This is a genomic window from Laspinema palackyanum D2c (assembly GCF_025370875.1).
Taxonomy (GTDB): Bacteria; Cyanobacteriota; Cyanobacteriia; order Cyanobacteriales; family Laspinemataceae; genus Laspinema; species Laspinema palackyanum.
Window position 1 is genome coordinate 77,175 of sequence record NZ_JAMXFD010000014.1, and the last position, 14,622, is coordinate 91,796.

Below are 14,622 nucleotides of genomic sequence, written 5' to 3' on the forward strand. Positions count from 1 at the left end.
AATAGCTAAAGTCGGTTGAAAACCGACTAAAAACACCAGGGGATAAGACTTTCAGTCGGTTTTTTCAGTCGTCTTTAGACGACTTTAGCTGTTAGGCGGGGGATTTATCCCCCGCCGTTTGTTGCTATTAGGCCGCGAATCGTTTTAACCCCCGCCTGGTGTTGCCACTTACATCTCTTACATCTCCGGTTCAGGCGATCGCCACTCCACCCCTGAAGGCGATGGCACATTGTCCAAATCTGGAGACTCCTGAAACACCGTTTCCAGTTGATCCGGGCTTAAAGGCGGACGTCTGCCTCCGAAGATGTCATGCAGCAACGTATAAAAACAGGGGATAATAAATAAGGTGAGAAACGTCGCTAAGGATAACCCCGAGAACACCACCACCCCCAAAGGTTGTAAAAACTCGGACCCTTCCCCGACCCCTGCCGCCAGGGGCAACATTCCCAACACCGTGGTGATGGTGGTCATCAAAATTGGACGCAAGCGTTGGGGGGCGGCTTTCAACATCGCTTGCCGTCGGTTAATCCCGTCCTCTTTATAAATTTGGTTGGCAAACTCCACCATAAGAATTGCATTATTCACCACAATCCCCACTAACAGAATCGCCCCGACTAATACCGTTGCCCCCACCGGGGTTTCCGTCACATACAGTCCGACAATTCCCCCCGCTAAGGCTAAAGGAACCGTTAGCATAATCACCAAGGGGTCAACTAAGGAATTGTACTGGACTGCCATCACCACAAATACGAGAAAGGCGGCTAATCCTCCTAACAATTTGAGAGAGTCTTGTAACTCTTTATTGGTTTGCGCGGAAGAAGAAGGAACCACACTCACCCCTGGAGGAAAATCGATACCCGCCAGGACCTCAGCAATCTGTTCATTTGCCTGTCCCAGGGTTGCCCCTTCGTTCAAAGAACCGCCAATAATAAACACCTGACGCTGATTAATTCGTTGAATTTCTCCAGGTGCTTGTCCACGTTCTACCGTTGCCACATCCCGCAAGCGAATTGACCGATTATTTCCCACTAACAGGGGTAATTGTTCTAACTGAGTGACCCGTTGGACCACATTATCAGGTAAGGTAACGCGAATATCAACCAGGCGATCGCCCCGTTGGAGTTGCGTAGGAACAGCCCCTTGAATTGCCGTTTGAATCGCTGACCCAATATCATTCACCGACAACCCATATTCACCAGCCCGCAACCAATCTGGGCGAATTTGTAACTCCGTTTGTTGCGGGTCGGCATCGGGACGAAAACTTGCCAAAGTGGCTTGTTCATCTAATGCCGCGAGGACTTCTTCCCCCGCTTGTTCCAATGCCCGAACATCGGTCCCTTGTAACGTAACATCCAACTCAGCGCGAACTGGGGAGTTTGTTAAGATAATCCCCCGGACACTTTCGGGACTCATTCGTAAACGAGCATCCACGAGATTGAGTTTTTCAAATTCTTTATTGACTCGGGTAATAAAAGCGTCAATATCCGTACCCGGTTTCAAGCCAATGGTACTCGAACCCCGGAGAGGATTCGGGGAGACACTGGTACCAAAAAGAAAGCCTCCAGCAGTGGTAAAGGCATTCAAAGTTTCCGGTTGTTCCAGTAAAATCTCATCCACCTTTGCCATGATTTGCAGGTTTTGAGCGACGGTGGTATTCGGAGGAAACTGGGCAAATAAGCGAGCTTGTCCTGTATTAATTCGGGGTAAAATTTCCTGGGGAAGTCCTCCCGCTAACAAAAAACTCCCGCCGCCTAAAACAACAATGGTGAGGGGAATTACGACTAAGCGCAGGCGTAAAACCCATTTTAAAATCCATTGATAAATGCGACTGAATCCATTGAATCCTGCATTAAATCCCCTTAAAAGAAAGAATTGACTTAATCCGCTGGTATAGGGAATGGCTAATAAGCGGGAGGTCAACATCGGAACCACGGTTAAGGCAATCAGTAAGGAGGAGGCGACGGCAAAACTAATGGTTAAAATGAGTTCGCTAAAGAGTAGAGAAAATAGGCCACCAATCAGTAAGAAGGGTAAGACGGAGACGAGGTTGGTGGTGGTGGAGGCGAGTAAGGCGGACTCAATAGACCGACTGCTGGCTTCCGCTTGAGCGATCGCCTTGGAAGAGGTCAGGCGCTTCTTTTGCTGACTTTTCCCCGGGGTCATCCCCACCCCTTCGGCGATGGTTTCCAACATGACGATCGCATTGTCTACCACAATCCCCACTCCCAGGGCCAATCCCCCTAAACTAAACACATTCAGGGAGAGACCAAAAACTTGCATTAAGGCAATTGAACTCAGGGTTGCCAAGGGAATCGCCAGGACAATAATGATGGTTTGGCGAATTGAACCCAAAAACAGTAACACCGCCAGGGCCGCGAGTCCGGCCCCGGTTAACCCGGAAATTGCCACATTAGAAATCGAATTCCTAATAAAAACCGACTCATCTAAAGTCGGATAAATTTCCATATCTGGGGGAATTAACCCGGACTGACGCAACTGTTCTATTCGCTGTTTAACCCCCTCTACTGCCGTAATCGTATTCGCATCTCCTTGTTTTTGAATGCTAACTTTTACAGCAGGTTCGCCATTCAGGGTGACTAACACCAGTCGTTCAGCAGTACCATCGATGATGTCCGCAAAGTCCCGGAGATAGACTCGGCCTTGATTGGGAATTTCAAACGAAAGATTGGCAATCTCATCAGCGGATTCAAATTGTCCCCGGGCCCGAGTGAGCGGTTCTTCACTGCCTCCGGATAAGCGACCCCCGGCTACATCAACATTGCGATCGCGCAACTCATTTAAAACCTGGGTTAACCCTAGTCCATAGGATTGCAATCGCACCGGGTCAATGCGAACCTGAATCTCTTCCGTGATGCCTCCGGAGACCTCCACCGACGCCACACCGGGGACAACCCCTAACTCTCGGACTAACTCCTCATCGGCAAACACCCGCAACTCCACATCTTGTAGGGAGGGGGACTGTAAGGCAAACTCATAAACCGGAGACTGAGAGGGGTCTACCTTAAACAATCGCGGGGAGTCCACCGTATCCGGGAGACGTCCTTGGGCGCGGTTAAAGGCAGCGGTTGCTTCATTCAGGGCCAGATCCACATCTCCCCCGGGTTCAAAGAATAAATCCACACTGACTCGACCTTCCCGGGTTTGGGAGTAAACCTGAACCACCCCTTCCGTGGTACTCAGGGCTTGTTCTAAAGGTTTCGTAATCTCTTCAATCGCGACTTCCGGGGAGATTCCCGGGGAATTCAGGCGCAGTCCAATCCGAGGATAGGTAATCGCCGGAAGCAGATCCACTTGAATCGAGGTGAGAAAGAACACCCCCAGAACGATCGCCGTGGCGGTGAGGGCCAAAGTGCCAATATGCTGGCGAATTGCGGTTGCACTGATGCTGAATCCATTCATATTTTCGGGTTCTAACGGTGAACATTTAGCCCGTGGGAGAGAGATTCACGGGCATATTGATGATTGAAAATTGGGATGAAACAAGGGGGGCAGCATATTCCAGGCGATCGCCTCAATTCCCCAGCATTGCGCCGGAAACCAAAGCCCAATTTATTATTCTGACAAGGCACTCAAGCGCACCTCATCCCCATTTGACAGGGGGCGACTGCTACGAATGACATAGCGTTCCCCCGGTCCAAGTCCTGAGAGAATTTCCACTTGATTATTCAAGCGTTCCCCAATTTGGACCGTGCGCGCTTCCACGGTGGGGGTCCCCTCTCCCTCCCGAAGCACAAACAGGGTATTCTCCTCTTCCCCTTGCAAGGCGTTTTCTGGAATCACGACGCGTTCCGTGGTTTGGGTGTCAAAGGTAACCCGGACGAGCAACCCACTCCCAATCCGGCCATCGGGGTTCGGAATGGTCACTTCTACGGGAATTTGGCGCGTTGCCACATTGGAGACGGGAGAAATGCGACTGACTCGACCTTCGACCACTTCCCCGCCTAAGGCATCTAAAGTGACGGTAACGGGTTGTCCGACTCGAATCTGAGCTAAGGCGAGTTCTGCCACAGGAACGATCGCCTTTACCTGGCTAAAATCGCCAAGTTTTAAAACATCGCCCCCCGGTTGCACGAGGTTTCCCGGTTCCGTCAGGCGATCGAGAACAACGCCGGTAATCGGGGACCGCAAAAAGGCATAAGACCGACGTTCTCGGGCTTGGGCGACTACAGACCGTTGGGCCTTCACCCGTTGTTCAGCACTACTGACGGATTCTTGTTCGATGAGAATCTGTTCTCGGGCCGATCGCACCGTTTGCGCCGCCACGTCAGCTTCGGTTTGGGCGAGTTCTCCCTGTTGACGAGAAACGGCCCCTTCAGCCGCTAAATTGAGGAACCGTTCTGCATCTTTTTGAGCTTGTTGGAGTTCCACCACGGCTTGATCCAACTGGACTTGGGCATTTCTGACCTCATTGCGGGCTCGGACCACATCAGATTCCCGGGCGGCTAATTCGGCTTCGGCTTCTGAGAGGGAGATTTCTAGCAGGGTGCCATCGAGTTGGGCGAGGATTTCGCCTTCTTCAACGCGATCGCCTAGGTCTACGGTCATATCCAGTAACCGTCCTTCGGTTTGGGCGCGGACAGAGACCTCTCGAAAAGGTTCTGTATTGCCGCTATAAACCAGGGGTTCGCGTAAGGTATCTGTACGGGCGATGGCCACCTCGACACTGGGGGAACTGGGTCCCCGTTGTCGTTCTCTGGACCCACCCGGGGTGGCGGGTTGACCTTCCGCCTCTCGGTTAAAAATGCTGGGACATCCAACTAATCCCACCGCGATCGCCATGCAGAAGAACAGCCGCCCGTTTCTCAAGGAGATTAAGAGCGATCGGTTCCCTCGGTTGCGCTGAATTGGACAGGATTTAAGCATTTTTGGAGGGCAAAACCTAAATGTAGAGGCGATTCGGGAATCGCCTCTACATTTGGGACTCAATGTTATAGATTGCGTAACTCCTGTTGGACTATCCCACTGCTGCTGGGACCCTTGACGAATGGATGGGGGAGATTGAGACCGCATAATGATCGGTTAGCAGACCGTAATTGTTTAAGCCGAAGTTAATTCAAATATCTTAAGGATGCAGGAGATCGATAAAAATGTGTTCTTTCGACAAGGATGCCGGACTCCTTATAATTTTGACGGGGTTCGATGAAAAACGGTTCACTCCCCAAACGTTATCCGTTGCTACAATATCAGGAGGACTCCAATTTAACCAGAATCCGTTATAGTCTGGGGGGCCAATCCATGCCATCCGACTGAGGACTGAGAATCAATCCATCTCCCGTTGTTGTAACGCTTTTCTTAAATAACCACTATGTTGCAGACACCGCTTTGCAGAATGATCGGGGTGACTTCTCTGGTGTCGTTTTTAATCTTAGGGGCTTCTCAATTCCCGACGAGAGCAATTTCTACCAAACCGGGTGGAGTGATTTCCCCTGAAACCCTTGCTCAAAGTGCTCCAGAACAAGAACCGAATGCCTGTAACCCAGGGGCGACCCCAACGGCTCCCTTGATGGCATTACTGCCCCCCAATCAGAGTCAAATTTCAACGGTCAAAGGGCTACCCGCTTTTTTATTTCACATCCCGGAAACTTCGGCCCAAACTGCTGAATTTATCTTATTAAATGACAGAAATCAAATCCTTTATAAACTCCGATTTGCTATCACTGGAAATCCCGGGATAATTCTCCTGCAACTCCCCGGTTTTATCAACCTAGAACCCCTAGAAATTCAAAAAATCTATCCTTGGTCATTTTCAATGATTTGTAATCCGATCTCTCCATCCCAGAATTTAACCTTAACTGGGACCGTTGAGCGCGTGCCACTCTCGGGGAATCTGGCAACTCAGTTACAAAATTCCGCCCCCAGTCGTCATCCCCAAATTTATGCTGAAGCGGGACTGTGGATGGATGCCTTCAGCAGTTTAGCTGACGTCAGTCAACTCCCCCTTGAGGATCGATCTAATCAAGAAGAATTGGAAACCCTATTGGAATTGATGGGATTAGAAAAGTTGGATGCCTTGGAATCCGGGGGGAGATAGGAAGGATGGAGGAGATGGGGGGATGTTCAACGTCCCGACTTCAGTCGTTCTCCTCTTTTGTTTGTAGTAACGACTGAGGCTCCTCCTCCAGTTCCGAAGCAGGCGCTAGACCCTCGGATTGCTCCTGTTATGGCTGACGCCATCACCGCAGAGCAACGACTAAAGTCGTTACTACAAACATGAACCCTAGTCGTTCTCCTCTTTTGTTTGTAGTAACGACTTCAGTCGTTACCGCGTTACTTGGCTTTAAGCCAAGTAACGCCCTCAACTGAGGCTCGTCCTCCAGTTCCGAAGCAGGCGCTAGACCCTCGGATTGCTCCTGTTATGGCTGACGCCATCACAGCAGAGCAACGACTAAAGTCGTTACTACGAACAGGAACCCTAGTCGTTCTCCTCTTTTGTTTGTAGTAACGACTGAGGCTCCTCCTCCAGTTCCGAAGCAGGCGCTAGACCCTCGGATTGCTCCTGTTATGTCTTACGCCATCACCGCAGAGCAACGACTAAAGTCGTTACTACAAACATGAACCCCATCCTCCCCATCTCCCCCATCAACCTATGACAAATAACAAACTACCTAGGCGATCGCCGAGGGGGGAAAAAATCAGGAAGGTCCAATCCGGGCCAACTTGGAGGCGGTATTTCCGGTTGAGGTGTGGGAGTTGGAGGTTTGGCAACCCGCGATTGAGGTGTGGGAGTCGGAACTACCCGGGTTTGAGGGAGAGAAACCTGCGGTTCATTGGAAAATCCGGTGGCGATTAAGGTCATTCTCATTTCTCCATGCAGGCGATCGTCAATCACCGCACCAAAAATAATATTGGCATCCGGATCCACCACGTTATAGACTTCTGCCGCTGCCACATTTACTTCATGTAAGGTGAGATCCATGCCGCAGGTAATGTTAAAAACAACCCCTTTAGCACCATTAATCGAAGAATCTAAGAAGGGAGAAGACATGGCTGAAATCGCCGCCTGTCTAGCGCGAGATTGTCCTTGACCAATTCCTATCCCCAGTAAAGCAGTTCCGGCGCGACTCATCACCGATCGCACGTCGGCAAAATCCACATTCACCACCCCGGGAATAACAATTAAATCGGAAATCCCCTGTACCCCCTGGCGCAGAATATCATCCGCCACCCCAAAGGCATCCTGAACCGGCATATTGTCAGAAATCACGGACAACAATTTCTCATTGGGAACGGCGATCGCTGTATCCAAGCGAGTCTGTAATGCTGTAATCGCTTCCTCGGCAAGATGACTGCGCCGTTTCCCCTCGAAGGCAAAGGGACGAGTCAAGACCCCAATGGTGAGTGCCCCTTGTTGTTTGGCAATTTCCGCGACAATTGGAGTGGCCCCAGTGCCGGTTCCCCCGCCCATGCCTGCGGTAATAAAGACTAAATCACTCCCTTCCATCGCTGCGGCAATTTGACTGCGCGCATCTTCTGCCGCTTTTTGTCCGATGATAGGATTGCCCCCGGTTCCTAACCCTTGGGTGAGTTTCTGCCCGATTTGAATGCGGCGATCGGCACGGCATTGGGCTAACGCTCTAGCATCGGTGTTGATCCCGACAAATTCTACCCCAGACAGATCGCTGGCAATCATCCGGTTGATGGCATTACACCCGCCACCCCCGACGCCGATCACGGTAATTTTAATGAGACTATCGAGCACGATCTCGTTACTCCTGATTTGATTCTGATTCCAGAGGGGGGTGCGAACGCATCTCCATCTTTTTTACCCAACGATAATAACCCACATCCCCAAAGCTAATCCGAGGGTGGCTAAATGTTGGGGAATCAGCGATCGCAGGGACTCTTTGGCAATTTTTTGGGTTAACAGAATGCTGAACCCTACGGCAGCAATGAGGGTGGTTCCCTGCAAAAAGGCAATCACTGCTGGATGGGCAATCCACACCGGCAACCCTTCCCCACTCAACCCAAAGGTGGCAAAGGTAACAGGTAAAATCCGTCCCGCTTCTCCCAATCCCAAGCGCAAATAATGAGCCAAACTTCCCCCTAAAACTAAGGGTAAATATCCATAGGCTAATTGGACAAAGGGTTTGGATTTGAAGGTGCGGTTCAGTTGGGCGATCGCCACCCCGGCAAGTAACACAACAGCGGCAGGAACCCCTAATGCCGCCAGGGAGAATCCCAAATGGGTCCAAAATTGGCTTAAATCAATCCCTAATCCTAAGACGGCATTAATCTCGGGCAACCGATGCAGAAAGATTCCCCCTAAAAGTAACAGCAACAAGGCGACTTCATAGCTACGAGGCTGATGAGTGGTCCACAAATCAATTCCCGGCGGTCGTAAGTTGAATTCTACGGACCGATGGGGACAGGCTTTTAAACAGGTCATGCATAAGACACAATCCCGGTTATCTTCTAATTGGGCAGGATGAGAATAGAGAGGACAGCCATTGGTTGCCATTCCTTCCCCTTTTTGCGGACCTCCTTTATAACATTGATAGGTGGTGCATTCGGCAGAACAGGTTCCCTGTTGTGCTCTTAATTCGGTCATGGAGAGTTTGGCAAACAGCCCATTCATGCCGCCAATGGGACAGAGATATCGACACCAAAACCGCCGTTCAAAGATGGCGGAACAAATCATTGCTCCGGCGGTGATTAAGAGGAGTAACCAGGCGGAAAGATAGGCAGTATTTTCCAATTTCCAGAGTTCTTCCCAGAGGAAAATTAGGGTAAATAAGCCAAACAGAAACCAGCCTCCCCATTTTTCCGCTTGCTGTCGGGGCCAGGGTTTGAGGTTATGTTTTAATAACTTTTCGGAGATTTTTTGGGTAATTTCTCCATAAATCATGAAAGGACACACTGCACACCACAAGCGACCGACAAAGGGAAAGGCGAATAAGACTAATGGCCACCACCAGGCCCAAAAGAAGTTGAGGGCAAAGTTTTGATCGCGGGTTTGCGGACCGAGAAATAAGATGGCAATCACCAGGGCAAAGGCAACGACGGTAAAGCCATAATTAATGCGATCGGGCCACCAAGGACTACGCAGAAAATGGCGTAATTTGGGGTAAGCATTCAGTAAATTGAAGCGAAATTGCTTTTTCTTCCCTTGGGCGGGCCAGAAAATTTCTTCCGTTAATTCTCGGGCGCAATCCGACTGGACGATCGCGCGTTCTACTAAGCTTTCCAACTCCCGAATATTCCCGGGGAAATCATAAGATTGCAGACGACGGAGAGCTTCTGGGGTGAGTTGGGGTTTGCTCAGACCTTTGGCGCGACAGTACAAGCTAATATAATACTCGACTTGAGCGCTAATGTCGGCTTTTCGGACTCGCAGGGGAGGAACTTTGAGGGTTTGGTCCAGATGAGGGGCGATCGCCGGAAGCTGTTTTTCTGCGATCGCTAGAATTTTGGCGGGGGTGGATTTAGGCGGGGCGGGACTGTCCCCTTCTCGGGTGACGGGTGTATAAGTGGAGGTTTTTAACAGGGTGGCGATCGCCTCAACCAGTTCCTCCGGCAGTTCGTCAATGTTGTTTAAAACGAGGGTTCCTTCCCCCAACCATTCGATCAGTCCCGGTTTCCCGCCCACCCGTCCAAAAAGTTCGGCCCCCCCTTTTTGGAGAATTCCACAGTTGATTTTGACAATTGGTTGCCGACGGTGAGGGGAACCATAGTGAATCAGGGCGGCAATATTATCTTTTTCTAATCCGGGTTCCCCGAAAATATAGACCGATCGCCTATCAGAACCCGCCTCTCTAATCTGCTGCCTGAGACGTTTGGCATAGCGACTTCTGCCCACAATTCCCCGTTTTGCTTTGGTAACAAGATAGGGGCGTAAAGCATCTTGTCGTTCTTGTTCATAAGTTAGCGCACTCGACACCTCGGCAAGTTCTTGGGCGAGTTGTCGGTTCAGAGTTTGGGTGATTTCTGGGTATTGCCGGACTAATTCTTGAACTTGGTCCCCGGGGACAAACCAGAATTTAGATTCGGTGACGGTAGAAATCCGCTGTTCTGACGGTTGGTCTAAGAGTAATTCTCGGAGGTTAATCGTGCAACCCGGACCCAATTCACCAGAGGAACGGGGGGCATTTTTCAAGGAAGTTTGTAACTGTCCTTGAAGAAGGATGTAGAATCCGGTGGGGGATTTTCCCGGTTCGGCGATCGCCTGGTTTGCCGGTAAGATTTGTTCTTGGATGACGGAGGCGATCGCCCTTAAGGATGCCTCGGATAAACGACTCAACGCCGTTCTTTCCTGCAACCAGGTCACCGGATTGATTTCTGTCATAAATTCTCCGTTTTCTGCACCATCTGTCTTAATTTTAGCAATCTCCCTATCCCCCTTGTAACTCTGACACAACGGAACCCAAGGACTGCTAGGGATTTCCCGAACAAAAGTTGTTCCGTTAACCGTCGGGACCAGACCTTCCCTTGTCTTGAGGGGTATTGAAGAGAAAAGTTAATTTTTTAGACTTCCCCTCCGGTCTCCATCAGGGGGGCCAGTTGGATTGGGGAATTGCGCCAAAATTTGGATTTTTAAAAGGCATTCTATAAGAGTCTAAATTATAGAGTTGGCTGGGTTACTGCAAGCGTTCGATCGCCGCAATCAAGTCTTGGGGTTTGTCAATTGCTAAGTCTGGGTTATGTTGAGCCAAAACCATTTTAGAATTAAATCCCCAAGTCACGGCAATCACTTTAATTCGAGCTTTTTTAGCCGCTTCTATATCGCGGGTTTCATCTCCGACATAAATGACGGATTCTGGAGAAACCCCTTCTTTTTTTAAAAACCTTCTAATCGCTTTGTTCTTGCCGAACAAGGTAGAACCGGCATGAATAAAGCTAAACAATTTAGTCATTTCATTCCTTTCCAAAAATGCCTTAACATTTTCCAGGGAATTAGAAGTGACGATTCCGAGTTTATGCTCTTTCTGCTTCAGGGTATGCAAGGATTCTAAAATTCCCGCAGTGGGTTTTAAATTTTGAATTTCATGATTTAACTCTAGTTTAACCATTTGCAACAAAAAAGGAATTTTAAAAATCGGTACTCCTGAAGTTTTAATGATTTGCAATGAATTCATGTTTCTCAGGTTTTCCACATCTTCTTGGGTAGTTTTTTTATATCCAAATTCTCCCGACAAGCGATTAGTGATTTTTACAATAGAATCTAGGCTATCCGCAATGGTCCCATCAAAATCAAACAAAATTATTCTCGCTCTCATCGACTTCCTCTATCATTTTTCTACACTCTATCTAACTCTACTTGACGAGGTAAAACTCTCGAATCAGGCAAAACTTGGGCAATTGCAGTGATGAAAACCCTTAAATACTGACTTTTTCACCTCTTAAAGCGCCCCATCGCTCATCGGGAAGATCCAACCCCTGTCTATCCACTCCCGAAACATCCCCCCCACGGAATAAAATCATCAGGGGTGGCATCCTAACGGACATGGAACACCACCGGGTTTTCTCCCGTGATTTTAATTTTACGTTAGATAATGCCCCCCACTGACAACTGGGGAAACTTATCCTAAAATCTACCTATAGACAGAGGCATTCTTAAAATGACACGAGATCCATCTCGTTGCTGCTACCCGAGGTAACTTAATGAGGGGTCACCGCAAGCAGCTCTGAACGGGAGTTAGCCCACTGTGTAAAACTCAGAAATCAGGGGTTCCCTGACCGCCCTTGCCATTTTAAAAATTTTGTACATAATAGGGAAAAGCGTTGTCCTTTCTTTTAAAAAATTGCTGATGAAACTTAAGCACGTTTTAGCCGGAATTCTTTCTACTGCGGCTGTTGCCAGCGGCATCTTAATTACCTCAGAGGCGCAGGCAGTTGGCTGTCCCTTTGCTAAAGGATCTAAAGGATTAGGTCAATCGACTCAAAATCTCTCCCATCCTACCGGAACGACGAAAGCCGCTTTTCTAGGCGGTGCAGTATTAGCAGCCGGTGCTAGTATTTTGGCAATCCGTCGTCTGGCAGGCGATCGCAGTCCCGAACATCCCGAATTTTCCTCAACGGATGAGTTGATTCTGGCATCGGAAGTGTTCCCCACGGAAGTCACTGAACCCCAGGCATCGGTGGCGGAAGAAAAAGAGCTAACCTTAGTCCGCTAATACCATCCCAACCGGGTTGTCCTTGAAACTGCTCTATCTATTTGGATTCCTCATCAGTTTGATGAGTCAACCCGGTTACATAAAACTGCATCATTAAATGTCATTGGTGTAACCTTCTTCATTATCAGACGAATTTTATTTTTTTAATACTCTCTAATAGAAAGACTAATACTTCGGTCAGAGTAGGGTGGGCATTGCCCACCTTTCTGTGCAGGTGGGCATTGCCTCCTGAGCTCTGAGCTGGGCGAAGAGTCGAAGGGCCTACAATGGGTTCATTGTCAGAGGAATTTTATTTTTTTAATCCTCTATAATAGAAAGACTAATACTAAGCGTAAAATTTTATGCAGACTGCGGTCAGCCGGTTGAGTGCTATAGGGTTCTGTGGGCTGTTAGTGCTATTTACAGGCGGCTGTGAGACGAAGGTTGACCCCAACCCACCGGGAATTGATGCAGGAATTCCCGATGGCAAACCCCCCAACTCTGCACAAGCGGCATCCCCTCAAGAAATTGTCCAATCCAACGTCGTGCGATCGCTTCCCGGGGGATTAGATCAAGTCCCCATGTTTAATAGTAACAGCCCCGAATGGGTCAAAGTTGAAGGCATTTTACTCTCCACCTTCCCCCCAGAAGGCAAACAAGTCCCAGCCGCCCATCTCAACTTTGCGTTTAACGATAAATTTGAGCTATTTGCTCACCATTTTACCCATACTCCCCCCAATTTACAAACCCTTTATATCGGAATTCTAGTCAATAATCCCGGCGCGGAACCTGTTACAATAACCGTCCCCGAAGGCGCAAGTTATTTATTAGAACCCGATGCTCCCTTCAAAGAAAAACCCACCATGAGTGAAAATCCCAATGGGGAAATTTATTCAGGTCCGGGAATTCGCGCCGTCGATAACGTATTGCGGGGAATCAGACAAGCAGATTTACCGGAAACCTTAGTCATTCCTCCGGGAGAAAATCGGATGTTGATGAATCATCCGATTCCAGTCAAAGACTTAGAAAAACCGATTAATGGTCGTTCCACCTTTCTGCGATTACAGAGTAATGGGCCGGTATATTTAGCCTCTTTAGCCCTCTATGCTAAAACCGATGCCAATGGCACCGAACGCGCCCCCAATTTGACAGAATGGCAGCAACTTCTAACCACCGGAAATTTAGCGTTACCCCGAGACAAAACCCCCAGTCCACCGGAACAAACCAGTGGTCAACTGATTTATAGTCGGGTGGCGGGAGTTCAGGAAGGGTCGAAATGGCAGGCAAATTTAGTGGATGAAGGGAGTGAGTATTTAGCGCTTCCTCAACCGGAAAAAGCCGTTTCTTATGTGATTAGTACCTTACGCGCCGGGACATTAGGAACAGGTCAAAGTCAAGCGGCCAAACTGTTAGTTCGCTATCCGGATACTGCCTATGAATCCCATGCGAATTATGGGGTGCATTATGATTTAACTTTACCCCTGCGAAACGAGAGCGATCGCGCGCAACAGGTAGCCGTTACCCTGGAAACTCCCATGAAAGAGGAACGCTTATCCAAAGGCGGATTAATCTTTCGTCAACCCCCTTGGGATTATCCCTTTTTCCGCTCAACGGTCCGCTTACAATACACCGACGATAACGGAGAATCCATCACCCGTTACCTGCATTTATGGCATCGCCGGGGACAGCTTCTCGATCCCTTGGTGACCTTAAATTTAGCCCCGAATGAGGTGCGCCAAGTCCAGGTTGATTTTCTCTATCCTCCGGATTCCGTCCCGCCTCAAGTCTTGACAATCCGGACACAGGCTATAAACCCCGACCCAGACTGAAGCATAAAGTAAGTCTTTCACAACCGGATTCGGGATGAGAATGAAACAGCCCTACCCCGGCGTCGTGATTCCTAATCCAATTCCATCTCCCCCACTTCCCCACCCATTTCCCGTTCCCGGGTTAAGCAGATTTGGACCGTTGCCTCTGCTTCTAGGGGTGGTTTTTCAGCCTCAATTGTCCGCATTTTCGGCAACTTTATCGGGTTCGGAATTGCCGCCAGGGTGAGAGCGCGAGTCGTCTTACAGAGGGCATGGTTTGGTTCAAGTTCCAAGACGCGATTGAAACAAGCCAGCCCCTCTTCATACCGATAGGAATGACAGAAACAAGCCCCTTTATTATACCATAAATCTGCCACATCCGGATTAATTTTTATCGCTTCTTCATAACAACGGATTGCCGCTTCATAGTCTTCTAATTGCTCCAAAATAATGCCTTTGTACACCCAAGCGGGAATAAAATTAGGGTTACAGCCAATCGCTTTTTGAAAACAATCCAAAGCCTGAGCATAGTTCTCCTGCTCTTGGCATACCATCCCTTGCTCAAACCAGATTTCGCAGTCGGGGGCTTTTGTCATAATTCTTTAACTCCTGCCAAGTCTTTTGTCTGCGGTTCTACCAACACATCCCCAGGGGGAAGTCCTGCCTAAAGTCGTTGTCCAGGGTATAATCAGCATACCGCAAGT

9 protein-coding genes are annotated in these 14,622 nt (G+C 49.1%); 3 read left to right on the plus strand and 6 right to left on the minus strand.

Going from position 1 to position 14,622, the window contains the following annotated elements; translation table 11 throughout:
* Positions 1–177 precede the first annotated feature (177 nt).
* Positions 178–3,420: an efflux RND transporter permease subunit gene (locus NG795_RS16860; protein WP_367289811.1), complete on the minus strand. Its 3,243-nt coding sequence runs from the start codon at positions 3,418–3,420 to the stop codon at positions 178–180.
* A gap of 153 nt (positions 3,421–3,573) precedes the next feature.
* Complete coding sequence (locus NG795_RS16865; RefSeq protein ID WP_367289812.1) at positions 3,574–4,884, minus strand: efflux RND transporter periplasmic adaptor subunit; 1,311 nt, start codon at positions 4,882–4,884, stop codon at positions 3,574–3,576.
* Positions 4,885–5,326: 442 nt separating this feature from the next.
* On the opposite strand from NG795_RS16865, the gene NG795_RS16870 reads away from it, so the two are divergent.
* Positions 5,327–6,052 (plus strand): DUF928 domain-containing protein, encoded by a 726-nt coding sequence (locus NG795_RS16870; protein WP_367289813.1) that lies wholly within the window; start codon positions 5,327–5,329, stop codon positions 6,050–6,052.
* Positions 6,053–6,622: 570 nt separating this feature from the next.
* Here the strand turns inward: NG795_RS16870 and ftsZ are convergent.
* The 3 genes from ftsZ to NG795_RS16885 form a co-directional block, all read right to left on the minus strand.
* The gene (gene ftsZ / locus NG795_RS16875) at positions 6,623–7,738 is read right to left on the minus strand and encodes a cell division protein FtsZ (RefSeq protein ID WP_367289868.1); all 1,116 of its coding nucleotides are present in this window, start codon (positions 7,736–7,738) and stop codon (positions 6,623–6,625) included.
* A gap of 45 nt (positions 7,739–7,783) precedes the next feature.
* A complete protein-coding gene (locus NG795_RS16880) occupies positions 7,784–10,303 on the minus strand; it encodes an AAA-type ATPase lid domain-containing protein (protein WP_367289814.1) in 2,520 nt (839 codons plus the stop codon).
* Positions 10,304–10,595: 292 nt separating this feature from the next.
* On the minus strand, positions 10,596–11,234 hold the full coding sequence (locus NG795_RS16885) for an HAD-IA family hydrolase (RefSeq protein ID WP_367289815.1): 639 nt from the start codon (positions 11,232–11,234) through the stop codon (positions 10,596–10,598).
* Between the two features lie 531 nt (positions 11,235–11,765).
* Here NG795_RS16885 and NG795_RS16890 point away from each other — a divergent pair.
* Together NG795_RS16890 and NG795_RS16895 are read left to right on the plus strand one after the other, a co-directional pair.
* Positions 11,766–12,131 (plus strand): hypothetical protein, encoded by a 366-nt coding sequence (locus NG795_RS16890; RefSeq protein ID WP_367289816.1) that lies wholly within the window; start codon positions 11,766–11,768, stop codon positions 12,129–12,131.
* Between the two features lie 341 nt (positions 12,132–12,472).
* On the plus strand, positions 12,473–13,939 hold the full coding sequence (locus tag NG795_RS16895; protein WP_367289817.1) for a DUF3370 domain-containing protein: 1,467 nt from the start codon (positions 12,473–12,475) through the stop codon (positions 13,937–13,939).
* 71 nt (positions 13,940–14,010) lie between these two features.
* On the opposite strand, the gene NG795_RS16900 is transcribed toward NG795_RS16895, so the two are convergent.
* The gene (locus tag NG795_RS16900; RefSeq protein WP_367289818.1) at positions 14,011–14,514 is read right to left on the minus strand and encodes a tetratricopeptide repeat protein; all 504 of its coding nucleotides are present in this window, start codon (positions 14,512–14,514) and stop codon (positions 14,011–14,013) included.
* Between the last annotated feature and the right edge of the window lie 108 nt (positions 14,515–14,622).